Genomic DNA, 23,497 nt, shown 5'->3' on the forward strand with positions numbered 1-23,497 from the left:
ACTCGCCGCTGGCCACCCGCCTCCGCTGCCTCCGGACCAGGCGCCCGGCTACGGGTCCGGGGCCGCCCGGGCGTAAGCTGCGCTTCGTTGGGCCTGCGGTTTCGTCTGGGCCCGCGCTCATGCGGGTACAGTCACCGCATGAATGCAGCACGGACCCGAACAGAGGCATGACTTGGCAGGGAATGCGACCTTCCGCCACCGCAACACGGCGCTGCTTTCAGTGAGCAGCGTCGAGGCTCCGAGGATCGTGAGCTCCACGGACTTCGACCGGAGGCTGGCGTCGACCCTGCGCCGCCTGAAGTTCCCCCCGCGGCTGCTGGAGCGCGTGGCCGGCGTGACGCACCGGCGCTGGTGGGCGGCCGGGACGTCGTTCGACGACGCCGCCCTCGAAGCGGGTGCCAAGGCGCTGGCGGAGTCCGGCGTCGAAGCGTCCGATGTCGGGCTCCTGATCAACACGTCGGTGACCCGGCGCAACCTCGAGCCCTCGGTCGCGGTGAAGATCCACCACGGGCTCGGCCTGCCGTCCTCGGCCATGAACTTCGACCTGGCCAACGCCTGCCTCGGATTCGTCAACGGCGTCATCCTCGCGGCCAACATGATCGACTCGGGCCAGATCAGATACGCGGTGATCGTCAACGGCGAGGACGCCCAGGCCACCCAGGAGGCCACGCTCGCGCGGCTGCAGCGGCCGGAGACCACCCGCGAGGACTTCGGCCGCGAGTTCGCCACGCTCACGCTCGGCTCCGGGGCGGCTGCCGCCGTCCTCGGCCCCGCCGACCAGCACCCCGGCGCACACCGCCTCGTCGGCGGGGTGATGCGAGCCGGAACCGAGCACCACGAGCTGTGCGTGGGCGGCGTCGACGGCATGACCACGGACACGAAGGGCCTGCTCGACGGCGGCCTCCGGCTCGTGGTGGACGCGTGGCACGAGGCCCAGCCGGAGTGGGACTGGGCGGCCATGGACCGCTACGTCACCCACCAGGTCAGCAACGCCTACACGCAGGCGATCATCAGGGCGATCGACCTGGACCCGGACAAGGTCCCGATCACGTTCCCGCACTGGGGCAACGTGGGCCCCGCGTCCCTCCCCATGACGCTTGCCGCCGAGGCTCAGTCCCTGGCCGCCGGGGACCGGGTCCTCTGCATGGGCGTGGGCTCCGGGCTCAACACCGCCATGATGGAGATCGTCTGGTGACTCCGCAGTGGCCCGGGGTCGACCCGGAGTGGTCCCGCACCGTCTCCGTCGCGTCCACCTCGCCCGTCGATCCGCCGGGCACCGTGCGCCGCTGGCACGTGCTGGACAATGCCGCCCCGCTCTCGCGCCGAGGCCTGGCCCCGGAGGGGACCCTGCTGTGCGTCCACGGCAACCCGACTTGGTCCTACCTGTGGCGCACGCTCCTCCGCGCCGGCTCTGACCCGGCCCATCCGTGGCGGGTGGTGGCGGTGGACCAGCTCGACATGGGCTACTCCGAGCGCACCGGCACCTTCCGCCGGCTCGCGGACCGGATCAACGACCTCGGCGACCTCACCGACGCGCTGGGCCTCGCCGGGCCCGTCGTCACCGTGGGCCACGACTGGGGCGGATCCATCAGCCTCGGCTGGGCCCTGGCCCACCCGCAGCTCACGGCCGGGGTGGTGCTGACGAATACCGCCGTCCACCAGCCGGCCGGCACGGGGACCCCGCCGGCGCTGCGGCTCGCGATGCACCCTGCGGTGCACCGGTGGGGCACCACGACGTCGGACGCCTTCCTGCGGGTGACGCACGCCCTGGCGCGCCCGGCGCTGCCGGCCGAGGTCCGCAGGGCCTACATGGCCCCCTACCGCGGTGCGGGCCGACGGGCCGGGGTGGGGAACTTCGTGGCGGACATCCCGCTCGACGCCTCCCATCCGAGCTTCGCCGCGCTCGGCACGGTCGCGGAGGGCATGCGGGACCTGCAGGTGCCGGCCCTGATGCTCTGGGGCCCGCAGGACCCGATCTTCTCGGACCGCTACCTCAAGGACCTCATCGGGCGGCTTCCGCACGCGGACGTGCACCGCTTCGAAGGCGCCGGGCATCTTTTGGCCGAAGACCGGGACATCGCCGCGCCGATCTTCCGGTGGCTCGCCGACCGGGACGTCGCCCACCGCGGCGACCGGCCGGCGTCGGACGCTGCAGCGGCCGCCGGAGGGCAGGAGGCCGCCCCTGGGCCGGGACCGGACGGGTTCCGTCCGCTGTGGGACCTGCTCGGCGAGCACGCCGCGGGCCCGGCGGCGGCAGACCTGGCCGTGGCGGAGATGTCGCCCGAGGGCACCGTCAGCCGCTCGCTCAGCTGGAAGCAGCTGGACCGCGGCATCACCGAGCTGGCCGCCGGGCTGCGGGAGGCCGGCGTGGGCTCCGGCAGCCGGGTGAGCCTGATGGTTCCACCCGGTGTGGACCTCACCGTGGCCCTGTACGCATGCTTGCGCCTGGGCGCCGTGGTGGTGGTGGCCGACGCCGGCCTGGGCACCCGAGGCCTGAGCCGGGCCGTGAAGGGCGCGGCCCCCGATGTCCTGATCGGCATCGACCGCGCGCTGGCCGCCGCGGCGGCGCTGGGCTGGCCGGGTCGGCGGATCAGCGTCCAAGACCTCCCCGGGGCGCGCCGCCGCCTCCTCGGTGCCGAGACCTCGCTCGCCGCCCTGTCCCGGCGCGGCGCGGCGCTCGGCCCGGACCTGCCGCTGCCCCTTCCCGACCCCGCGGCCCCCGCCGCGGTCCTCTTCACGTCCGGCTCCACCGGCCCCGCGAAGGGTGTGGTCTACACGCATCGGCAGCTGGCGGCGATGCGGGACACCGTGGCCCGGACGTTCGGGATCCGCTCCGGAGCGCGGCTGGTGGCCGGCTTCGCCCCGTTCGCCCTGCTGGGGCCGGCGCTCGGGGCGGTGTCGGTGACCCCCTCGATGGACGTCACCGCGCCGCGCACCCTGACCGCCCGCGCGTTGGCGGACGCCGCGGCGGCCATCGGCGCCACGGTGGTCTTCGCCTCGCCCGCCGCGCTGCGCAACGTCCTGGCGACCCGGGACGCGGTGGGCGAGGCCGGGCGGGAGGCCCTGGAAGGGGTCGACCTGCTGCTCTCCGCGGGCGCGCCCGTGCCGGAGCCGCTCCTGGCCGAGATGCAGCGGCTGCTGCCGCGGGCCTCCCTGCATACCCCGTACGGGATGACCGAGGCGCTGCCGGTCACCGACATCAGCCTCGAGCAGATCCAGGCGGCCGACGCCGACGCTGCCGCCGGGACCGTGGCGGGGGCCGGCAACGGCGTGTGCGTCGGCCGGCCCGTCCACGGCGCCCGCCTCGCGGTCGCCCCGCTCGCCGCGGACGGAACCGCCCCCGCGTCCCGTCCCGTCACCGAGGCGGGGGTGACCGGCGAGATCCTGGTCAGCGCCCCGCACGTCAAGGACGCCTACGACAGGCTCTGGCTGACCCAGCGGGAGAGCGACAGCCTGCCGGGGTGGCACCGCACCGGGGACGTCGGGCACTTCGACGCCGCCGGCCGGCTCTGGGTGGAGGGACGGCTCGCCCACGTCCTGACGGTGCCCGGCGGCGTGGTGACGCCCGTCGGCGCCGAGCAGGCCATCGAGCACCTGGACTGCGTCCGTCTGGCCGCCATCGGTGGTGTCGGGCCAGCGGGCACGCAGGCCGTCGTCGCCGTCGTCGAGACGGCGCCCCCCGCGCGCAAGGCCGGCCCCGCCGCAGAGCAGCTCGCACACCGCGTCCGCAGTGCGGCCCACACGGCCGGCGTCGAGGTCTCCGCCGTGCTCGCGGTCCCCGCGCTGCCGGTGGACATCCGGCACAACGCGAAGATCGACAGGACCCGCCTGTCCCGCTGGGCGTCGCGGGTGCTGGCCGGCGGCCGTCCGGGGACGCCGTGAGGGTCCTCGCCACCGGGGCCAGCGGGCTGCTCGGACGCGAAGTGGTCCGGCTCCTCGTCCGCAGGGGACATGCCGTGACCGCGTTCCAGCGCCGCCCCTCCGGGATCAGCGGTGCCACGGACGTCCGCGGGTCCATCACCGACGAGGCAGCGGTGCGCGCAGCGGTCCAGGACGCCGAGGCGGTCATCCACCTCGCCGCGAAGGTCTCCTTCACCGGCCGGGCAGCGGAGTTCGACGAGGTGAACGTCGAGGGGACCCGCCGCCTGCTGCGCCTCGCGCGGGCGGCCGGGGTCCGGGACCTGGTGTTCGTCTCCTCCCCGTCGGTGGCCAACTCGGGGGCCGCGATCGCCGGGCTGGGGGCGGAGCCGGCAGACCCGAAGCGGGCGCACGGCGACTACTCCCGCACCAAGGCCGAGGCGGAGCTCCTCGCGCTGGCGGCAGACGCGCCGGGGTTCCGGGTCGCCGCCGTGCGCCCGCACATCGTATGGGGCCCCGGGGACACCCAGCTGGTGGAACGGGTCCTGCAGCGCGCAGGCCGCCGCCGCCTGCCCCTGCTCGACGCCGGGGCCGCCCTGATCGACACCACGTACGTCGACAACGCCGCCTCCGCCATCGTCGCCGCTCTGGACCGCATGGACCACGTCCACGGCAGGGCCGTCGTCGTGAGCAACGGCGAGCCCCGCCCGGTCGGCGAGCTGCTGGCCGGGATCTGTGCCGCGGGCGGCGTCCCGGCGCCGTCGTGGGCCGTTCCGGGCGCGGTGGCGCGGGCGGCGGGCGCGGTCGTGGAGAGGCTCTGGACCTGGGCGGGGCGGAAGGAGGAGCCTCCGATGACGAGGTTCCTCGCCGAGCAGCTCTCGACGGCGCACTGGTACGACCAGCGCGAGACCCGGGCGCTCCTCGACTGGACGCCCTCGGTGTCACTCGATGAGGGCCTGGCGAGGCTGGCGGAGCACTACGGCGGGCGCGGCCCGCGTCCGTGACGACGCGCCGCCGAAGGGTCCTGCGGGTCGCGGCGTCGAAGACCGCTGGGGCTACAGACCTGCCACAGCCTCCCTCGGCGCGTGCGCGACCCGTAGCCCTGAGGCAGCAACGGCTGCCAGCAGCCGGTGTTCGCCTGCCCGCCGGTACCGCTCCTCGAGCCCGTCGAAGGCGGACTCGAGGAGCGCACCACTCACCGGTGCCTGAGTGTGAAGCGTCGCCCACACCGCGTCCACGGTCGCACAGACGATCTGCCGTCCGCCGGGGACGGAGAGGACGAAGCCCTCCGCCGTGGCCCTGACCTTGACCCGGCCAGCCAGCGACGGGCAGAGCTCAACGATCATCTGGGCTGCTATCAGGTTTCCCCGCGTGGTGCGGCCATCGGGGAACACCGGGTCGTCAGCAACAGTGCGTCCGCAGGCACCGCACATCTGGGCTTCCTCTCCTCTCAGGGCATCACGTCGCCGGAGTTCGGCCCGAGGGTCTGGCCAACGAAGAGATTCCCTCCGGGATCACTGGCCAGCAGAAGGGCGGTCGGGGCGACCTCGGCAGGGGTGCCGAACCGGCCCAGCGGCAACTCGGCCCGCTTCGCCTTCTTCCACTCCTCCGAGATCCCGTCGACGAGCGGGGTCTCGATCGGGCCCGGCGCGATGCTGTTGACCAGCACGTTGCCTGGTGCGGCCTCAAGAGCCAGGGCCTTGGTGAAGCCGATGACCCCGGCCTTCGCCGCACTGTAGTGGCCGAGTCCTACCCCGCCCTTGATGCCGAGCTGCGAGGCCACATTGATGATCCTGCCCCATCGCTGTGCACGCATGGGCTTGAGGACCTCTCGGCAGCAGAGGAAGACGCCGGTGAGGTCCACACGGATAGTCTCGTTCCACATGGCGAGGTCCATGTCCTCCACCGGTGCCTCAGTGAGGAGTCCCGCGGAGTTCACGAGGACATCCACGGTGCCGAACTGTTGGCGCACCGAGGAGAAGGCGCTGCGCACGCTGTCCTCGTCTGCCACGTCCACCCGGATCACGTCCGGCCCCTCAGCCCGGTCTAGGACCGCCATGCGGTCGCCGTTGGCCCTGAAGGCCGTGGCGACAGCCTTGCCGATCCCACTGGCACCGCCGGTCACGACGACCGTCCGGCCCGAGACATGGTGAGGGATGCTGGCGCTCATGCCCGCATCTTCACGGTCAGTCCGCCGTCTACGACGAGTGCCTGTCCGGTGACGTAGTTGGCGGCCCGGGAAGTGAGGAACCCGATGACCTCAGCGACCTCTTCCGGGCGTCCGACCCGGCCCCACGGGATGTCGTCCCCTGCCCGCTGCAGGCCCTCGGGCCCGAGCGAGTTGACCGGGTCGAGGGATTGCGGAGTCTCGATGAGGCCGGGGATGACAGCATTCGCACGGATCTGCCGGGGGCCGAGCTCGACGGCGACGCTGCGCACGAGGCCCAGGACGCCTGCCTTCGCGGCGGCGTAGTGTGCGTGTTCCTCCCATCCGTACACCCCGCCGGCGATCGAGGAGACGGCCACCATGGCGCCGCCCTCCCCGATGCGGGCCGCGCCTGCGCGCAGGGTGCGCAGCACGCCGGTGAGGTCCACGTCGAGCATGTCGTGCCAGCGCTCGTCGGAGAGCTCGGCCAGCGGGGCGTTGCGCAGGATCCCGGCATTCGCGACGGCGTAGTCGAGCCGGCCGTACTCGTCGACGGCCCGCTGGGCGAAGGCCTCCACGGAGTCTGTGCTGCGCACGTCGACTTCGTGGATCACTGCCTCTCCGCCGGCCTCCTTCACCAGACGGAGGGTCTCCTCGGGGTCGTGGGGGTCTCCCGGGAAGGTGCCGATCACTGTGCTGATGGTTCGCGTGGCGTAGTGGACGGCGACTGCGCGTCCGATGCCGCTGGCGGCGCCGGTGACGATGGCTGCTTTCGCTTCAGGCATGGGGGTGGTCCTCCAGAAGGGCTTCGACGGGAGGCTTGGCTGCGAGCATCAAGACGCCCGAGAGCAGGGTACCGAGGGCGCCGACCCACAGGGCGGCGGTCCCCGTTCCGCCGCCGGCCGCGAGGGCCGTGAAGAGCGCGCCGCCGATGATCGTGCCGGGCTGGCTCATGGCGCCGATGAAGGTCGTGCCGGTCGCGCGGCAGCTGACCGGGTAGCACTCGGCCATGAAGTACTGGATGGCCGCATAGGGGCCGACCAGGAAGAACAGACCGGCACCGTAGGTGACGATGATCAGGAACGGATCGGAGGCGATCGGGCTGAGCATGAGGGCGAAGGAGAGGCCCGAGATGATCCAGCCGATGACGATCGTCTTCTTGCGGCCGATCTTGTCGCCGAGCCAGCCGTGGAAGACGTAGCCGAAGTAGGCGAGCAGGTTGATCACGATGAGCATCCAGAACGCGTCCGAGAGCTCGATGCCCTTGGCGTTCTTCAGCACGGAGCTGCCCAGGACGCTGAAGATCGCGATGCCGAAGAAGTTGATGATCCACGCCAGCGAAAGCACGATGGTGTTTCGGCGCAGGTGGGGCTCCCAGAGGCGCTTGAGGGGCGCGGTCGAAGAGTGCTCCACCCCGTAGGAGGCGGCGAGGGCGTGTGCGTCCTCGCGCTTGCCGTGCTTCTCGAGCTCAGTCAGCTTGTGGTGGAGCTCGAACTGGGGGGTCTCCCGGAGCTTGCGGAAGACGAGCCACACGATGATCGCCGCAGGTATAGCCGCCATGACGTAGAGGCTCCGCCAACCCAGCGAGGGAAGGAACGCGAGGGCAAGCGCGCTGGACAGGAGGAATCCGAGAGGCCACCCGCCTTGGATGAAGGAGTAATGGAATCCGGGCCGTCTGCGCTTCTTCTCGTCCTCGGTGACCTGGTAGACCTCATTCATGTAGGTGGCATTCACGGCTTGCTCAGAGAAGCCGAGGCCGCCGAACGAGCGGACCACAGTGAGCAGGACGCTGCTCAGGACTCCGAGGCCGGCAGGGATCGCGGCGGTGAGGGTCGAGACGATGGCGGTTCCACCGATAGTTGTCATCATGCCCTTGCGCCGGCCGAGGCGGTCGATGATCGGTCCCAGGCCGAACGCGACAATGGCAGTGCCGACGGCGATCCATGTGTTGATCGCGTACGCCTCGGACTCGCTCCAGCCGAAGGATTCCTGCATTGCCGGCAGGAGAGTGCCGAAGAGTCCGTAGTCGAACACCGCGATGGTCCAGGCAAGGAGTGCGAGGACGGTAGCTGTGCGGGTGGCGCCCTTGGAGAAGGACGGGAAGCGGCGCTTCTCGTTGACGGCGGGCGGCGTCAGGTCGAGGGTCTGGTTGGTGCTCACTTCGTGGTGGCCTTCCGGGGGCTGCGGGCGAGGAACGAGTCGGCGATCTGGTCGAACTGCATCCAGGTGACGCCTTCGTGGCTGTTGATGTGCTCGATGAGGCGCTCGAGCATGAGGAGGACCTGCGGGCGGCCGGAGACGTCGGGGTGGACGGTCATGGTGAAGACGGCCTGGTCCATCTCGCGGTAGACCCAGTCGAACTGGTCGCGCCACATCTGCTCGATGTCCCGGGGGCTGACGAAGCCATGGGAGTTGGGCGATGCCTTGATGAACATCATGGGCGGGAGGTCGTCCAGGTACCAGTTGGCGGGGATCTCGACGAGATCGGTCTCCTCGCCGCGCACGAGCGGCTCCATCCATGTCTGGGCAGGCTGGGTGTAGTCGATCTTCTTCCAGCTGTCGCCGACGCGGACGTAGTAGGGCTCAAAGTCGCGGTGCATGAGGGAGTGGTCGTACTTGATCCCACGCTCGAGGAGGATCTCGTTGGTCACCGGGGAGAACTCCCACCACGGGGCGACATAGCCGGTGGGGCGCCGGCCGGAGACCTTCTCGATGAGCTCGATCGAGCGGTCCAGGATCGCCGTCTCCTGCTCGCGGGTCATGGCGATCGGGTTCTCGTGGGAGTAGCCGTGGACGCCGATCTCGTGGCCGGCGTCAACGATGGCGCGGGTGAGGTCGGGGAAGGTCTCGATGGAGTGGCCCGGGACGAACCATGTGGAGGGCAGGGAGTACTTCTCGAAGAGGCGGAGCAGGCGGGGAGCCCCGACCTCGCCGCTGAAGAGGCCGCGGGAGATGTCGCAGGGCGAGTCCTCGCCGCCGTAGGAGCCGAGCATGCCGGCGACAGCGTCAACGTCGACGCCGAAGGCAACCTGAATGTCCTTGGTCACGGGTGGGCCTTTCTGAAGGGTGGGTGGAATCGAACGGGGTGGAACGGTGCTGGGGGACGTGCTGGAGAGGTTCTCTCAGGCGGCGCCCCCTCTCTCGGCGAAGGCCTCGGCAATGTCCTCTCGCGACCTGCCGAGGCGCAGGAGGAGGGACAGGAGCACGAGCGACTGGGATGGACGCAGAAGGCCCGAGGGGATGGCCCCCGCCGCGAGCAGGTCCTTCCCGCCTCCGGCGCCGTACACCGGAACGACGGGACCGGCGTTGACGCGGGTGCTCGTGACGACGACGGCACCGCGCGCCGTAGCGTCGGCGACCGCCCGGCACAGCTCCGGATTGGCATTTCCGCTGCCCGTGCCCTGGAGGACAATCCCGGCGGCACCAGCCTCGAGGGAGGCTGTCAGGTGGGCTGCGTCGGCGCCAGGGTAGGACGCCACGAGGTCGACTCGGCAGCCACGCCTCGCGTCAGGGACAGGAAGGGGGATCGGTTCCCTCGGCTGGCGCGTCGCGCCTTCCAGCACGATGCCGCCGTCGTCCCGGACGCTTCCAGCAAGCCCGAAGTCCGGATTGCTGAAGGCCTGGGGACGCATGGTCTCGGATTTGCGCACTCCGCGGGCAGGGAAGACCGCGCCCGCGAAGCAGAGCAGCACTCCGCGTCCCCGCGCCTCGGCCGAGCCGGCGAGCACGATGGCACGGGCAAGGTTCCGGGGGCCGTCGGGGGCTTCTGAATCCGCCGCGCGCTGGGCGCCCGTGAAGACGACCGGACGGGCGTCGTCGTGCACGAGGTCCGCGAGGAAGGCGGTCTCCTCCATGGTGTCCGTGCCGTGGGTCACGACGATCCCCACCGCTGCCGGGTCCGCAAGGACCTCGCGGATACGCGTGCAGACCAAGAGCATGTCGTCGATATCGAGGGCGTACGAGCCGAGGCGGAGGACATCGATGACGCGGACGGGGAGTGCCTGCTCACCGCCGACGCTGCGGAGGAGATCGTCAGCGCCGTCTGACGCGACAGCGGCGCCGCCGAGGTCCTCGCGCATGCGGGAGGAGATCGTCCCACCGGTCGCGAGCAGCACGACGTGCTCCTCACTCTGGCTCGTGGTCATGATGCGCTCCTGCTCCTTCAGGCCGCTCTCCTCACCCAATCGATTGGGTAGTGCCGAGAGTAGCGAGGCGGTGTTTCGTCAGATGGACGGGGTCGGTTTCCGGGCCGTTACTTCCCGAGGGGATGGAAGTCTGGTCGTCGCGGGTACCCAATCGATTGGGTAAGCTGGATCCGACTCTACGATGTGCTCTGGATCACGGTCAAGGGTTTCGTGGCGCAGCCTTCGTCCCGGCGGCTCACCGGTTGTCGATGGAGAATGAGAGAGCGAACGCGAGAGAGCTGAGGCATGGAGAACAACACCAGCGAGAGGGCTGTAACCCTCAAGGATCTGGCGCGCGAGCTGGGGATCCATCCTTCGACGGTTTCCCGGGTCCTCCACTCGGACCCGGCATCGGCGAGGGGGGCGGCGTCGGAGGCGACCGCGCAGCGTATCCGGGAGTTGGCCGCGGAGGTCGGCTATTCCCCGGACCCACAGGCCACGAGCCTGCGCACGCGGCGCACCCAACTGCTCGGCGTCGTCGTGCCACGCCTGTCCGATCTCGTACTCGCCATCATGTACGAGGGAATCGAGGAGGCGGCCGCCCGGATCGGCTACTCGACCTTCGTCACCAATTCGCGTGACGACGTTCAGGAGCAGTGCCGCAAGGTCGAGATGATGCTGGCCCGCAGGGTGGACGGGCTGATCATCGGCGACTCGCATCTCGACGGCGACCTGCTCCCCGAACTCAAGCGCCGCGCCGTGCCGTTCGTGCTCATGAACCGCCGTCATCCTGGGTTCCCTTCTGCGACCTGCGACGACATCCGAGGCGGCGAGCTTGTGGCAGAGCACCTCTGGGGGAAGGGCCATCGGCAGGTAGCCGTCATCGCAGGCGAACCGTATGCGAGCACCGCTGTCGACCGCACCTCGGCATTCGTGGAGCGGTGGCGGGAGTTGGGGGGCGACATCTCAGGAGACTCCATCGTCTGGTCGCGGTTCGACACTCAGGGAGGACGAGAGGCCGCGGAGAAGATCCTTGCATCAGGTGGTGCCCCGACTGCCGTGTTCGCCGTCAACGACTTCGCCGCGATCGGAGCCATGGGCGCGCTGCGCGCCCGCGGGTTGACCGTCGGCCGTGACTGCGCTGTCGTCGGCTACAACGACACCTCGCTCGCAGCTGAGCTGCCCATCCCGCTCTCGTCCGTCCGCTCCCCCATGGCCGAGATCGGCCGGAGCGCGGTCCGGATGCTCCAAGGCGTACTGCGGGGGGAGGCCGTCGAGTCGGCCCGCCTGGAGCCCAGCCTCCAGGTGCGCGAGAGCAGCGCGTGAGGCCGGCCCTCCGTGCTGCGACCCCGCGGGCCGGCGGGGGTGGCAGCACGGAAGGACCTCGTCCTAGGTGATGCCGAGGGCGGCGAGCGCGCGAGCGGTGAAGGCTGCACGTTCCTTGCGCGCCTCGAGGGCCTCCTCCAGGCTCACCTCGACGAAGTGCGTCGAGGTCCCCGGGGCAGCGCGGGCCAACAGGTCCATGTCGGCACTGATCACGGTCGCGACCATCGCATAGCCGCCTCCTGAGACGGCGTCCCGATGCAGGATGATCGGCTGGGTCCCACCCGGGATCTGGATCGAGCCGACCGCGTAGCCCGCGTCGACAATGTTCGAGGGGTCGGAGCCTGCCCCGAACGGCTGCTCGCGGTCCCGCCACTCGACGCCGGGCCCGGAATAGCGGATGCCCATGCGGTCGGCCACGGGGGTGACCTTCCACTCGCCTGACAGGAGGCTCTCGCGGCCGGCGTCGGTGAGCCGGTGGTCGTAGAGGCCCATCACGACCCGGACCGTCTGCTCCTTGCCGTAGGCGGGCCGGAACTCTTCAGGAAGGGTCTGGGCGGCCGCCAGGACGGGGCCGGCAGTACCGACCGGGACGACGTCGCCTGCCTCCAGTTTCCTGCCGTTCAGGCCGCCGATGCCTCCCAGGATGTAGGTCGACCGGCTGCCCAGGACCGGGGGCACGTCGATCCCACCGGCGAAGGCGACGTAGTAGCGCGTCCCGCCGAGCAGCGGTCCGAAACTGAGCTCGTCCCCTGCCTCCACGCGCAGCCGCGTCCACTCCGGGCGCTCCTCGCCGTTGACCTTGATGGGGACCGGCGCCCCTGTCACTGCGATCGTCACCGATTCGGTGAAACGCAGGACCGGGCCGAGGTAGGTGCACTCGAGGACGGCCGCTTCGGCGGGGTTCCCGACGAGAGCGTTCGCCACGGCCGCCGAATACTGGTCCATCGAGCCGCCCTCGGGAATGCCCACGTCGTAGTACCCGGGGCGCCCCTGGTCCTGAATCGTGGTGGACAGGCCGGGACTCTTGACCTCACACGCCATCGAGGGCCTCCATCAGTTCTCGGTTGTAGCGCTCCGGGTCTTCGAGGGCCTTGTGCAGCTCGAAGACCACAGGCGCCTGCCTGTAGCGGAACGTTCCGTTCTCGACCTCGGCCTGGATCGAGGCATACTCCTGCTCGGTGACCGGCTTGAACTTGACGATGTCGCCGGGTCGGAAGAAGACCATGAAGTCCTTGAAGTCGGCGAGGGCCTGTGCTGGGTCGTAGATCGGGGCCGCGGCGACGCCGAACATCTGGTAGCCCCCAGCGCCCCTGACCGAGTAGATCGCGCCGAAGCAGCCTCCGTGGCCAACCGTCAGCTTGGGGGTGTCAGTGCGCGGGCTCAGGTACTTCGGGACCTCGAGCTGCTTCTGCCGCTCCACCAGCTGGAACAGGAACGGCAGGCCGGCCACGAACCCGACCATGGAGACCAGCCACGGCTGCTCGTGGTGCCGCCGGATGAATTCGGCGGCGTCCGCGAGCCCATTGACCCTCGCAGCGTAGTCGAGATCGGTGCCCTCCGGTTCCTGGTGGAATCCTTCGCGGAAGCGCTGGGCGACCTCCGCGGTGAACGGGTCGTCGTACCAGACCGGCACCTCGACGATGCGGGTCTCGAGGGTCTCGGCACCTCCTCGTGCGGCCTCCTGCTCGAACCCGCGGACGGCCGCCTCGAGGACAGAGGGCGCGAGGACGTCCGGGTTGAAGCGGATGAGGAGGGATGCGTTGGCCGGGCAGATGTCGGTGACGCCCTCCAGGGCCGCCCCCGAGAGCTTGGAGGCCAAGGTCATGACCTTGAAGTTCGCGGCAAGACTCATGGCCTCGTCCACTTCGACGAACAGGAACTCGTCGCCGCCCCAGGTGTAGCGGGCCGCGCGCTCGAGGGCCTGGGTGCTCATGATGCCTCCAGCATGTCGGGAGCTGTCTCGATGAACTTGGAATGGTGGGCCACGTCCGCAAACTCCGGGCGCGCCAAGAGCTTGGAGTGCATGGGGATGGTGGTCTTGATGCCCTCGATCTCGGTCTCCGCCAGAGCCTGCAGCGCTGCGGTGATCGCCGTCGGGCGGTCATCGGCGTGAACGATGAGCTTGGCCAGCATCGAGTCGTAGAAGGGCGTCACCACGGAGCCCTCGACAATACCGCTGTCGACACGGATGCCGGGGCCCTGCGGCCACGCGAGACGCCCGATCCGCCCCGGGCTGGGGAAGAAGTTGTTGTCCGGGTCCTCAGCATTGATACGGCACTCGATGGCGTGCCCTCGGAAGGCAATGTCCTCCTGGGTCAGGGACAGCACACCGTCGTACGCGATCAGGAGCTGTTCCCGGACGAGGTCCACGCCGGTGATCTCCTCCGTGATGGGGTGCTCGACCTGGATGCGGGTGTTCATCTCGATGAAGGCAGCCTCCTGGCGCACCCGGTCGTAGAGGAATTCGACCGTTCCGGCCCCGTGGTACCCGCATTGGCGCGCGAGCTCTACCGAGGACTCACGGATCGTCTGTCGCACGTCGTCGGGCAGGTCCGGCGCGGGAGCCTCCTCGATCACCTTCTGGGAGCGGCGCTGCATGGAGCAGTCGCGGTCGCCGAGGTGGATGAAGCTGCTGCCGTCCCCAAGGACCTGTACCTCGACGTGCCGCGCGGACTCGACGAAGCGCTCGAGGTAGACGGTCGGGTCGCCGAAAACAGCCGCCGCCTCGCCTCGCGCCATGTCTATCGTGTCCAGAAGCTCCGATTCGTCGTGGACGAAACGGATGCCTCGGCCGCCGCCGCCGGCGGACGCCTTCACGACGAGCGGGTAACCGATCGCCCGTGCGATCTCGAGGGCATCGGCCTCGGGATCCAAGGGCCCGTCGGTGCCTTTGAGCACTGGAACGCCGGCGCGGCGCGCTGCCGCACGGGCCTCCGCCTTGTTCCCCATCGTCTCAATGGCCTCGGCCGGCGGACCTACCCAGATGAGCCCTGCCGCTGCCACCTTGCCGGCGAACGCCGCATTCTCGGAGAGGAAGCCGTAGCCGGGGTGGACGGCGTCGCAGCCCCGCTCCACGGCGGCGCTGATGACCGCGTCGTGGTCAAGATAACTGGCTGTCGCCGGTGCCGGGCCGAGGACGACGTGCTCGTCGGCGACCTGGGCGGCGAGGGAACCGAGGTCCGCCTCACTCACGCCTACGACCGTATGGATGCCCATCTCCTTTGCGGTTCGGGCAATCCGCACCGCGATCTCGCCCCGGTTCGCGATGAAGAGCTTCCTCATGCCTGCCCCTCGCGCACCACGACCAGGGTGTCGCCGGGATTGACCATTGCGCCGTCGGCCGCCTCGAAGGACTCGATGACGCCTGCGGTATCCGACTGGACCTCCGTGAACTGCTTCATGATCTCGACGATCCCGATCGTCTGGCCGGATTCGATCGTGTCCCCCACCTCCACGAACGGGTCCTTGCCGGGTCCGGGCTTGCGGTAGAAGATCCCGGGCAGCGGGGAGATGACGTTTGCCATGGTGATTCCTGCTTCCTGCTGAGGCGTGTGCTCAGCGGTTGGTGAGGACGTCGCGGACGGCCGAGGCGACTGCGACAGAGTTCGGGGCGTCTGAGTGGACGCAGATGCTGCGGAACGTGATGCTGAGGGGCGAGCCGTCAACGGCGTGGACCGGCTCGCCGGCAATGGCCCGCCGCACGCGCTCTGCAGCGGCGGCGGGATCAGTTGGCTCGGGCCGGCGCTGGATGAGCAGCTGTCCCTGCGGCCCGTAGTTCAGGTCGACGTAGAGTTCGGGGACGAAGTCGACGTCCAGCGCGCGGCAGACCGATTCGTGGGCCGTGCCGGCGAGTCCGTAGAACGGCACGCCGAACTGCCTCGCAACCCCGGCCGCCGCCGCCATGAGCTCCTCATCTCCGGCGAGCATCCCGTAGAGCGCGCCGTGTGGCTTGAGGTGGTGGAGCTCGAGCCCGTGCTTCGACAGGAAGGCGGTCAGGGCGCCCACTTGGTAGAGGATCACGGACTCGACCTCGTCAGGGCTGAGCGCCATGCGGCGGCGCCCGAACCCGGTCGGATCCGGGAGGCCCGGGTGGGCTCCCACTGCCACGTCGTTCTCGGCGGCGAGTCCCACGGTGCGGTTCATGACGTCGGGGTCGCCCGCGTGGAACCCGCAGGCCACGTTGGCGACGTCGATCACCTTCATGAGCTCGGCATCATTGCCGAACTCATGGAGCCCGAAGCCCTCGCCCATGTCCGAGTTGAGGAGCACACGGGACTGCGTGTTGGAGGTCACAGTTTCTGGCATGCCCACCACGGTAGCCAATCGATTGCGTCCCGTGGAATTGTGCCATGTGCTGAAACACACGGCGTCAATTATGCTCAGTGCACTACCGCTTCTCGCCCCGATCGGACTCACATGCTCCTTCGCGACCTCAGCGACCTCCCTGGGCTCGACATCCGCCTGCGGGTGGGGGTCTCGGACGAGCGGCTCTCTCGGCCCATCGCATGGTGCGCCCCGACCGAACACATGGACCCGACGCCCTTCCTGTCCGTCAACGCCCTGGTGCTGACCAGCGGGATGGGGCTGAACGTCACGGACTACCGCATCTGGGATGCGTACGTGGAGCGCCTGGCCAGCGTGCCCGTGGCCGGCCTCGTCTTCGGGACTGGGGCCGCGCACCGCCAGCTTCCCGAGGGTCTGGCCAGGGCCTGCGAGTCCTACGAGCTTCCTCTCTTTGAACTGCCCCCGGACGTTCCGTTCCTTCTCGTGATGAGGCAGGTGGAGCAGACGCTGGCGACAGAGCGCTACGACGTGCACCGCCGTGGGTGGGATCTGGCCGATGAATGCACCCGCCTGGCCGCCCAGGGACGCTCGCTCGTCACCGTCGTGGACCGAGTGGCGGAATCCATCGGAGCCCGCGTCGCGGTGACGGACGAGAGCGGAGCGGAGCTTGTCAGCGCCGGGAAGGCGCCGCCCGGTGCACCGCGTTCGGCGCTCCGGCTCCCCAGCGGCGAACCGCACTCCTTCAGGCTCCACGTCGAGGGTGTGAGCAGCAACGTGCTGCTCCAGCCACTGCTGGGCCCGGTGGCCGCAGTGCTCGCCGTGCAGCTCAGCTACACCCTCGGCTCACGGACACCCCTCCATTCCCGCGAGGCCGTCCGCTTCATGGACGCGCTCTACGACGAACAGCCCATTCCTGAGGCGACGCTCGAACGGCTCGCTGCAGAAGCGGGATTCGGGGCGGGCGAGCCGTGGGGCGCGCTCCTCGTCACCGCGGGCGAGGACATGGACCGATTCCGGCTGAGGACGCTGGCGTGGCGGGCGCGCGTGCGCCTCGAGGAGTGGTTCCGCACCGTCCGCTTCATGGAGGAGCCCACGATGACCACGCTCCTCGTCCAGGAGCCGCTCGAGCGCGTGAACCTCCTTGATCAGGCACGGGCCCTCTTCGCCGACATCCCGCAGCTGTCCGTGGTCCTTACCGAGGCAGACAACTTGGAGGAACTGCCGCTCGCCCTCAAGCTCGCCAGACGCCAAACGGGTACAGCCGGGGTCCGAGTTGCCCCCGCGGCCGATCTCGCCGCCATCGTCCAGAGCCTGCCGCATCGAGGACTCGTCCCCATGGCACGTAGGCTGATTGCCCCGCTGGACTCGGACCCCACCGGAGCCCTGCGCGAAACCCTCGATTCCTACCTGCGCAACGCAGCCAACTCCCGCAGGGTCTGCGACGAGCTCTTCATTCACCGCAACACGTTGGCGTACAGGCTGCGCAGGATCGAAGACCTCATGGGCCTCGATCTCGCCGATGGTGAAGTCCGGGCCACCTGCCTTCTCGCCCTCCGGGTTCTCAGCGAGGGCTGAGAACCGCTGTCCAACCGGAGGAGAGCCAGCAGCCCTACTTCTTGCGGCTCTGCGCCGTCTTCCTGGCGTTCGCCTTCTCCAGCGCCTCGACCAGCTGGTCCTTGGTCATGCTCGAGCGGCCCGGGACGTCGAGCTTCTTGGCCAGATCGTAGAGGTGCTGCTTGGAGGCGTTGGCGTCGACGCCGCCGTGGGTCTCGCGCCGCGTCGACCGGCCCCCGGCGGCCTGGTCGTCGGACGGGCCGTTCTGCTCCTTGGGCTCCCAGTGGTCGCCGACCTTCTCGTGCGTGTGCTTCAGGGCCGAGTAGCCGACGCGGTGGGCCCTCTCCTCATCGTGGTAGGTCTCCTCGGCCGAGTCGTGCGCCTTGGCGAAGGTCTGCTGGGCCTTGGCGCCGGAGCGCTGGAGGGTCGAGGGGAGCTCGCCCTTCCTCGCCTTCCCGCTCTTGTCCGTCTTGGGCATCGTGTCCTCCTTGGGCCGATCCGGGAGCGTTGCTGTGCCTGCCCTTTACCCGCCCCGGGACGGGTCAGACCGGCAGAGGTCCGCGGACGACGGCGGGTGACCGCCCGCCGTCGTCCGCTCCCCGAGGATTCGCGCAGGTCAGCGACAGAAAGGTGCTGTCCAGGCAGGCGCTGATCGCCGAGACGGCATCGGCCGAGCAGGGCGGCGACAAGGCCGCGCGGTACCGGGCACTCATCCAGTACTTCTCCGCGAACCCCAGCATCATGGGCTTCGCCTGGTTCGACCTCAACAAGGAAGTGGACTGGCGGATCGACAGCTCCTCGTCCTCCGCGTCGCCCTCAGGGGTTGACGTCACCGCTGAACCGGTTTAGTTTGGACGCACTAAACCGGTTTTGTGGCAGCAGTCACAGGAGGGAGGGAAGCACAGTGGCCGTAACGATCAGCGATGTGGCGGCTGCTGCCGGCGTCAGCAAGGGCGCCGTGTCCTTGGCCCTGAACGGGCAGAAGGGCGTCGGAGAGGAGACCCGGAACCGGATCCTCGCCGTCGCGCGGGGGCTCGGGTGGACACCGAGCCTGAGGGCAAAGGGACTGGCCTCGTCGCGGTCCTTCGCCATCGGGCTGATCCTCGAGCGCGACCCGCGGCTGCTCGGAACCGACCCGTTCTTCGCCGGCTTCATCGCCGGCATCGAGACGGTGCTCGCAGCCCATGAGTACACCCTGGTCCTGGCCGTGGCCCACGGGGAGGCTGCCGAGGCGGGCTACCGCAAGCTCGCGGCGGGACGGGTGGACGGCTTCATCCTGACGGACCTGCGCACGGACGATCCGCGCGTGGAACTCCTCAAGGGCTTCGGGCTTCCCGCCGTGACCCTCAATCGGCCGGTCATCGATTCGCCGTTCCCGGCGGTCTGCATGGACGGAAGCGAGAGCGTCAAGGAGGCCGTGCGCCATCTGGTCAGCCTCGGCCACCGGCGCATCGCCCACGTCGGCGGACCGCAGGGGTTCGTGCACGGGCACGGGCGCAGGCTGGCCTGGGCTGACGCAATGGCGGAGGCGGGACTGGAGCCCGCGCTGTTCCTCGAAGCCGACTTCACCGCCGAGGCGGGCGTGGAGGCCACGGCGCAGCTCCTGGCCCTCGCGGAGCCGCCGACCGCGATCGTCTACGCCAATGACCTCATGGCGACCGCGGGCCAATCGAAGGCCCAGACCCTCGGCTTCTCGATTCCCGACCAGCTGTCGATCGTGGGCTACGACAATGCAGAGTTCGCACAGTACCTCAATCCCCCTCTGACCACGATCGCCGCCGATCCCATCCCGTGGGGACACGAGGCCGCGACCGCGCTCCTCTCGCTCATCCACCACACCAGTACCGGCGAGGACATCATGATGCCCCCGCCTCGCCTCATCGTGCGGGCGTCGACAGGACCGGCCCCGGTCACCGCTGACGCCTGAACCCCTTCCAAGAACTCCATCCCACCACAAGGAGACGCAATGGTGCGTGCGATCACGCCTGCCCGAATTCTGTCCGCTGCCGCTGTCGCGGTGCTCGGAGCCAGCCTCGCAGCCTGCGGCGGCGGCGGCGCCTCGTCGGCCCAGTCGGCGGCCACGGCCAAGGGTCCCATCAAAGTCTGGTACTCGAACAACGCCGCCGAAGTGAAGTGGGGCAAGGAGATGGTCTCCGCCTGGAACGCGGCGCACCCCGACCAGCAGGTCGAGGGGCAGGAGATCCCCGCAGGCAAGAGCTCGGAGGAGGTCATCGGGGCGGCGATCTCCGCCGGGAGCGCGCCGTGCCTGGTGTTCAACACCTCGCCCGCAGCGGTCCCGCAGTTCCAGAAGCAGGGCGGACTCGTCCCGCTCGACTCCTTCCCCGACGCCGCGCAGTACATCAAGGACCGCACCGGGGCGCTGGCTGACCAGTACAAGTCTTCCGACGGCAAGTTCTACCAGCTGCCGTGGAAGTCGAACCCGGTGGTGCTGTTCTACAACAAGGACCTGTTCAAGAAGGCGGGCCTGGACCCCGAGCACCCGCAGCTGGCCACCCAGCAGCAGTTCCTGGACACGGCCCGTGCGCTGGTGAAGTCCGGGGCCGTCAAGACCGCTGTCTGGCCGTCTCCCGCGAGCGACTTCTACCAGTCCTGGTTCGACTTCTACCCGTTCTACGCCGCGGCCACCGGCGGCAGCCAGCTGGTCAAGGACGGCAAGGCGACCTTCGACGACGATCAGGGCAAGCAGGTCGCGAACCTGTTCCAGACCCTCTACAAGGAGAACCTGGCATCGAAGGAGACCTACCAGGGCGATTCCTTCGGGGAGGGGAAGTCCGCGATGGCCCTGGCCGGCCCGTGGGCGATCGACGCCTACAAGGGCAAGGTCAACTGGGGCGCCGTGCCGATCCCCGCTCCCGAGCAGCAGGACAAGGTCTCGACCTTCTCGGACGCGAAGAACGTTGCCATGTACTCCGCCTGCAAGAACAGGGGCACGGCGTGGGAGGTCCTCAAGTTCGCGACCAGCAAGGACGAGGACGGCAAGCTCCTCCAGGAGACCGGCCAGATGCCGATGCGCCAAGGGCTCACCACGGCCTATGCGGACTACTTCGCGAAGAACCCGTCCTACAGCCAGTTCGCAGACCAGGCCTCCCGCACCGTCGAGGTCCCCAACGTCTCCAACTCCGTCCAGGTGTGGCAGACGTTCCGCGATGCCTGGTCGAAGGCCGTGATCTTCGGCAATCAGAGCATCGACGACGCGTTCAAGGGCGCCTCGGACAAGATCAACCAGCTCGTGTCGCAGAAGTAGCATGATGACCCACCCTCAGACGACGTCCCCCGTGCCGGCGGCCGCGGAGGCGAAGACTGCCTCCACCGCCCGGCACGGGGGCCGACGCCCCCGTGGCAGGCTGCTCGGCCGGCATCCACTCGGAATCGTCTTCGCCCTCCCATACGTCGTGTATGTGATGGGTGTGCTCGCGGTCCCGTTCGGGTTCGCGGTCTACATCTCGGTGCACCAGTACTACTTCACCGCTCCGGGTGTGGACGTGGACCGGCCGTTCGTGGGACTGGACAACTACGTCAGCGTGCTCTCGGACCCTGCTGTCCAGCAGTCGTTCCTGAACATCCTGGTGTTCCTGGTGATCAACGTCCCGCTGACGGTCGGGCTCTCCCTCGTCCTCGCGACAGCCCTGAACCGAGTGCAATGGCTGCGCACCTTCTTCAGGGTCTGCTACTACGTCCCGTACGTGACCGCCAGCGTCGCCGTCGTCGGCGTGTGGCTGTTCCTGTTCCAGCAGCACGGCCTGGTGAATTCGGTGCTGGGTCCGCTCGCGCCCGAGCCATCCTGGCTGGTCAACTCGTGGCTCTCCATGCCCACGGTGGCACTCTTCGTCACCTGGAAGCAGCTGGGGTTCTTCATCCTGCTCTACCTGGCCGCTCTGCAGAACATCCCGAACGAGCTCTACGAATCGGCCGCTGTGGACGGCGGGAGCAGGTGGGTCCAGTTCTGGAACGTCACCGTTCCGGGCGTCCGCTCCGCCAGCGTACTCGTCGTCATCCTCGCCACCATCACCGGAGCGAACCTTTTCACCGAGCCGTACCTCCTTACCGCGGGCGGCGGCCCGGACGGGGCCTCCTCCTCGCCGGTGTTCCTGATGTACCAGAAGGGGATCCTGCAGGGGAACCCGGACGTCGCCGCCGCCCTCGGCGTGGTGCTGGTGGCCGGGATCCTCGTGGTCACGCTCATCCAGAAGAGGCTCGTCGGGGGGAAGGAAGAATGACCATGAGCACCACCAGAAGCACGCACGCGGCACCCCGCCGCCGCACGCGCCGTCCCCTCGGCGCCGGGAGCGTCGTCCTGCTCTCCCTCGGGGCCCTGGCGTTCCTCTTCCCGTTCTACTACATGGTGGTCGGGTCGCTGCAGTCGAGCCCGGACACGAGCGTCGCCGGGGCCTTCCCCCATCCGGGGAACCTGACGGTGCAGAACTACGCCAACATCAACGACTCGATCAGCCTGCTCCGGGCCCTCGTGAACTCGGGGATCTTCACGGGCGGGGTCATCCTGTGCACGGTGGTCTTCGGCATCCTCGCCGGGTACGCGATGGCGCAGATGCGGTTCCGGGGACGCGGGTTCGTCTTCGCCCTCATGCTCCTGGTGCAGATGATCCCGTTCCAGCTCCTGCTCATTCCCCTGTACATCATGATCGTGCGCGACTACGGCCTCGGTGACAGCTACCTCGGGATGATCCTGCCCTTCGCGATCAACTCGACGGCCGTGTTCGTCTTCCGCCAGTACTTCCTCCAGGTCCCGGCGTCCCTGTTCGAGGCCGCCCGGATCGATGGCGCCGGCGAGCTGGGCATCCTCTTCAGGATCGCACTGCCGCTGGTCCGTCCCGCGCTGGTCACAGCCGTCCTCCTGACGTTCATCGGCCCCTGGAACGAGTTCCTCTGGCCGTTCCTCGTGACCAAGGACGCCTCGATGCAGCCGCTCGCGGTGTCCCTGGCCAACTACATCTCCACCGTCGCTTCGTCCACATCAAACCCCTTCGGCGCGATCCTGGCGGGTGCCTGCGTGCTCGCCCTGCCCGCCGTGGCGCTGTTCATCGTGTTCCAGAAGCAGTTCACCGCCACCGACCTCGGCTCCAGCATCAAGGGCTGACCCGGAAGGACCCATGCATCCCCTCACTACGGCAGCGCTCCGAGACGGCCTGGCCCGCGCCCTGAGCCACACCAACGCGTCCACCGATGCGCTCTCCACCGACCAGTTCTCCGCCGGCTGGGACGACCGTCCGGACTGGGCGATCGGGCCCTTCGCGAAGGACGAGGACCTCACTTTCAGGCCCGAAGGCCAATGGCCGGACCCGACCGGGATCGGCTGGACGAGCGCCTCGATCTTCAACCCGAGCCTGATCGAGCATGACGGCGTGCTCCACCTCTTCTACCGCGCCTCGCCGCGGAAGGAGAGCCTCGAGAGCCGCATCGGCACCGCCGTCTACACCCCGCGCGCCGGATGGGCCGACGGGGAGAACCCGGTCATCTTCCCCACGCTGGACAATGAGCTGCTCGGCGTGGAGGACCCCAAGGTCTACTCGGCCGACGGGCGCTACTACCTCTTCTACAACGGGATCTGGCCGCTGGCTGGGACCAGCGAAGCCGAGGCGTACCCCTCCCCCGGGTGGCCCCTCGGAGAGGTGGGCTGCGACATCAACCTCGCGGTCTCCGACGACCTGGTGCACTGGGAGAAGCGCGGACGGATTGTTCCGCACGAGGTCTCCCACCTCTGGGCGAAGGGCGCCGTGATCCCGACCGATGGCACCGGCGAAGCGGTGAAGATCGGTGGCGAGTACCTGATGTTCCTCTCGGAAGGGTGCGACGGCAGGGCCGTCGTCGGCCGGTCGAAGGACATGGAGCACTGGACCTTCGCCGAGCAGCCCTATCTGGACGTCTCCACCCTCGGGTCCCTCCACGAGGTCGCCTGCGCAGTGGCCGCAGACGGGAAGCTCGTCCTGGACTTCTTCTACGGCGACCACGACGGCCAGTTCGCGGCAGCCCAGGCGCTCTACTCGCTCGAGGAGCCCTTCACCCAGATCGCCCTCCACCGCGGAGGCTCCCTCGCCTGGGGCGGCCTGATCCGCTACGGCGGCCGGTGGACCTTCGCCCAAGGATGGGACGCCCCCGGCGGTCAGCGGGAGCTGTACGTCTACCGCTCAGAGAACTGACCCCGCTTCTTCCCGACCGCCTCCGTACC

Annotated in this window: 23 protein-coding genes; 11 read left to right on the forward strand and 12 right to left on the reverse strand. The window is 69.3% G+C overall.

Annotation, left to right across the window (positions count from 1 at the left end; genetic code table 11):
- Positions 1 to 172 precede the first annotated feature (172 nt).
- Genes ACYVKZ_RS09160 through ACYVKZ_RS09170 form a run of 3 tightly spaced genes read left to right on the forward strand, consistent with a single transcriptional unit; the run spans position 173 to position 4,862 of the window.
- Positions 173 to 1,195 carry a 3-oxoacyl-ACP synthase III gene (locus ACYVKZ_RS09160; protein ID WP_460991869.1) on the forward strand — a complete coding sequence of 341 codons (1,023 nt, stop codon included), beginning with the start codon at positions 173 to 175 and terminating at the stop codon, positions 1,193 to 1,195.
- A complete protein-coding gene (locus ACYVKZ_RS09165; protein WP_460991870.1) occupies positions 1,189 to 3,882 on the forward strand; it encodes an alpha/beta fold hydrolase in 2,694 nt (897 codons plus the stop codon). The genes ACYVKZ_RS09160 and ACYVKZ_RS09165 overlap by 7 nt, the downstream gene beginning before the upstream one ends.
- The gene (locus ACYVKZ_RS09170) at positions 3,879 to 4,862 is read left to right on the forward strand and encodes an NAD-dependent epimerase/dehydratase family protein (protein ID WP_460991839.1); all 984 of its coding nucleotides are present in this window, start codon (positions 3,879 to 3,881) and stop codon (positions 4,860 to 4,862) included. Before ACYVKZ_RS09165 ends, ACYVKZ_RS09170 begins: the two co-directional genes overlap by 4 nt.
- Positions 4,863 to 4,913: 51 nt before the next feature.
- Here the strand turns inward: ACYVKZ_RS09170 and ACYVKZ_RS09175 are convergent, their stop codons facing one another.
- From ACYVKZ_RS09175 to ACYVKZ_RS09200, 6 genes are all read right to left on the reverse strand, one after another.
- Positions 4,914 to 5,204 (reverse strand): hypothetical protein, encoded by a 291-nt coding sequence (locus tag ACYVKZ_RS09175; RefSeq protein ID WP_460991840.1) that lies wholly within the window; start codon positions 5,202 to 5,204, stop codon positions 4,914 to 4,916.
- A 104-nt stretch (positions 5,205 to 5,308) separates the two neighbouring features.
- The gene (locus ACYVKZ_RS09180) at positions 5,309 to 6,028 is read right to left on the reverse strand and encodes an SDR family NAD(P)-dependent oxidoreductase (RefSeq protein ID WP_460991841.1); all 720 of its coding nucleotides are present in this window, start codon (positions 6,026 to 6,028) and stop codon (positions 5,309 to 5,311) included.
- The gene (locus tag ACYVKZ_RS09185; RefSeq protein ID WP_460991842.1) at positions 6,025 to 6,789 is read right to left on the reverse strand and encodes an SDR family NAD(P)-dependent oxidoreductase; all 765 of its coding nucleotides are present in this window, start codon (positions 6,787 to 6,789) and stop codon (positions 6,025 to 6,027) included. The genes ACYVKZ_RS09180 and ACYVKZ_RS09185 overlap by 4 nt, the downstream gene beginning before the upstream one ends.
- Positions 6,782 to 8,164 (reverse strand): MFS transporter, encoded by a 1,383-nt coding sequence (locus ACYVKZ_RS09190; protein WP_460991843.1) that lies wholly within the window; start codon positions 8,162 to 8,164, stop codon positions 6,782 to 6,784. Before ACYVKZ_RS09190 ends, ACYVKZ_RS09185 begins: the two co-directional genes overlap by 8 nt.
- A complete protein-coding gene (locus ACYVKZ_RS09195; protein ID WP_307007564.1) occupies positions 8,161 to 9,051 on the reverse strand; it encodes a polysaccharide deacetylase family protein in 891 nt (296 codons plus the stop codon). Before ACYVKZ_RS09195 ends, ACYVKZ_RS09190 begins: the two co-directional genes overlap by 4 nt.
- 75 nt (positions 9,052 to 9,126) lie before the next feature.
- A complete protein-coding gene (locus ACYVKZ_RS09200) occupies positions 9,127 to 10,149 on the reverse strand; it encodes an asparaginase (protein ID WP_460991844.1) in 1,023 nt (340 codons plus the stop codon).
- A 285-nt stretch (positions 10,150 to 10,434) separates the two neighbouring features.
- Here ACYVKZ_RS09200 and ACYVKZ_RS09205 point away from each other — a divergent pair, with 285 nt between their 5' ends.
- Positions 10,435 to 11,454 carry a LacI family DNA-binding transcriptional regulator gene (locus ACYVKZ_RS09205; protein ID WP_460991845.1) on the forward strand — a complete coding sequence of 340 codons (1,020 nt, stop codon included), beginning with the start codon at positions 10,435 to 10,437 and terminating at the stop codon, positions 11,452 to 11,454.
- A 63-nt stretch (positions 11,455 to 11,517) separates the two neighbouring features.
- On the opposite strand, the gene ACYVKZ_RS09210 is transcribed toward ACYVKZ_RS09205, so the two are convergent.
- From ACYVKZ_RS09210 to pxpA, 5 genes are read right to left on the reverse strand one after another with little or no spacing between them, the layout of a single operon-like run.
- Positions 11,518 to 12,495 (reverse strand): 5-oxoprolinase subunit C family protein, encoded by a 978-nt coding sequence (locus tag ACYVKZ_RS09210; protein ID WP_460991846.1) that lies wholly within the window; start codon positions 12,493 to 12,495, stop codon positions 11,518 to 11,520.
- On the reverse strand, positions 12,485 to 13,387 hold the full coding sequence (locus ACYVKZ_RS09215; protein ID WP_460991847.1) for a 5-oxoprolinase subunit B family protein: 903 nt from the start codon (positions 13,385 to 13,387) through the stop codon (positions 12,485 to 12,487). Before ACYVKZ_RS09215 ends, ACYVKZ_RS09210 begins: the two co-directional genes overlap by 11 nt.
- Positions 13,384 to 14,736: an acetyl-CoA carboxylase biotin carboxylase subunit gene (locus ACYVKZ_RS09220; protein ID WP_460991848.1), complete on the reverse strand. Its 1,353-nt coding sequence runs from the start codon at positions 14,734 to 14,736 to the stop codon at positions 13,384 to 13,386. The genes ACYVKZ_RS09215 and ACYVKZ_RS09220 overlap by 4 nt, the downstream gene beginning before the upstream one ends.
- On the reverse strand, positions 14,733 to 14,978 hold the full coding sequence (locus ACYVKZ_RS09225; RefSeq protein WP_307007571.1) for an acetyl-CoA carboxylase: 246 nt from the start codon (positions 14,976 to 14,978) through the stop codon (positions 14,733 to 14,735). The genes ACYVKZ_RS09220 and ACYVKZ_RS09225 overlap by 4 nt, the downstream gene beginning before the upstream one ends.
- 31 nt (positions 14,979 to 15,009) lie before the next feature.
- Positions 15,010 to 15,759, reverse strand: a complete 750-nt coding sequence (gene pxpA, locus ACYVKZ_RS09230; protein ID WP_460991849.1) for a 5-oxoprolinase subunit PxpA — start codon at positions 15,757 to 15,759, stop codon at positions 15,010 to 15,012.
- A gap of 111 nt (positions 15,760 to 15,870) precedes the next feature.
- Here pxpA and ACYVKZ_RS09235 point away from each other — a divergent pair, with 111 nt between their 5' ends.
- Positions 15,871 to 17,313 carry a PucR family transcriptional regulator gene (locus ACYVKZ_RS09235; protein ID WP_460991850.1) on the forward strand — a complete coding sequence of 481 codons (1,443 nt, stop codon included), beginning with the start codon at positions 15,871 to 15,873 and terminating at the stop codon, positions 17,311 to 17,313.
- 34 nt (positions 17,314 to 17,347) lie between these two features.
- Here ACYVKZ_RS09235 and ACYVKZ_RS09240 read toward each other — a convergent pair whose 3' ends face one another.
- On the reverse strand, positions 17,348 to 17,770 hold the full coding sequence (locus ACYVKZ_RS09240; protein WP_460991851.1) for a ChaB family protein: 423 nt from the start codon (positions 17,768 to 17,770) through the stop codon (positions 17,348 to 17,350).
- 152 nt (positions 17,771 to 17,922) lie between these two features.
- Here ACYVKZ_RS09240 and ACYVKZ_RS09245 point away from each other — a divergent pair, with 152 nt between their 5' ends.
- Genes ACYVKZ_RS09245 through ACYVKZ_RS09270 form a run of 6 tightly spaced genes read left to right on the forward strand, consistent with a single transcriptional unit; the run spans position 17,923 to position 23,468 of the window.
- Complete coding sequence (locus ACYVKZ_RS09245; RefSeq protein WP_460991852.1) at positions 17,923 to 18,141, forward strand: hypothetical protein; 219 nt, start codon at positions 17,923 to 17,925, stop codon at positions 18,139 to 18,141.
- A gap of 55 nt (positions 18,142 to 18,196) precedes the next feature.
- Entirely contained in the window at positions 18,197 to 19,219 is a 1,023-nt protein-coding gene (locus ACYVKZ_RS09250; RefSeq protein WP_460991853.1) for a LacI family DNA-binding transcriptional regulator, read from the forward strand.
- Positions 19,220 to 19,258: 39 nt separating this feature from the next.
- Entirely contained in the window at positions 19,259 to 20,557 is a 1,299-nt protein-coding gene (locus ACYVKZ_RS09255; RefSeq protein ID WP_460991854.1) for an extracellular solute-binding protein, read from the forward strand.
- 1 nt (position 20,558) lies between these two features.
- The gene (locus ACYVKZ_RS09260; RefSeq protein ID WP_460991855.1) at positions 20,559 to 21,530 is read left to right on the forward strand and encodes a carbohydrate ABC transporter permease; all 972 of its coding nucleotides are present in this window, start codon (positions 20,559 to 20,561) and stop codon (positions 21,528 to 21,530) included.
- A complete protein-coding gene (locus tag ACYVKZ_RS09265) occupies positions 21,527 to 22,408 on the forward strand; it encodes a carbohydrate ABC transporter permease (RefSeq protein WP_460991856.1) in 882 nt (293 codons plus the stop codon). The genes ACYVKZ_RS09260 and ACYVKZ_RS09265 overlap by 4 nt, the downstream gene beginning before the upstream one ends.
- Before the next feature lie 13 nt (positions 22,409 to 22,421).
- Positions 22,422 to 23,468 (forward strand): glycoside hydrolase family 130 protein, encoded by a 1,047-nt coding sequence (locus ACYVKZ_RS09270; protein WP_460991857.1) that lies wholly within the window; start codon positions 22,422 to 22,424, stop codon positions 23,466 to 23,468.
- Positions 23,469 to 23,497 lie beyond the last annotated feature (29 nt).

This window comes from Sinomonas soli (assembly GCF_054782415.1).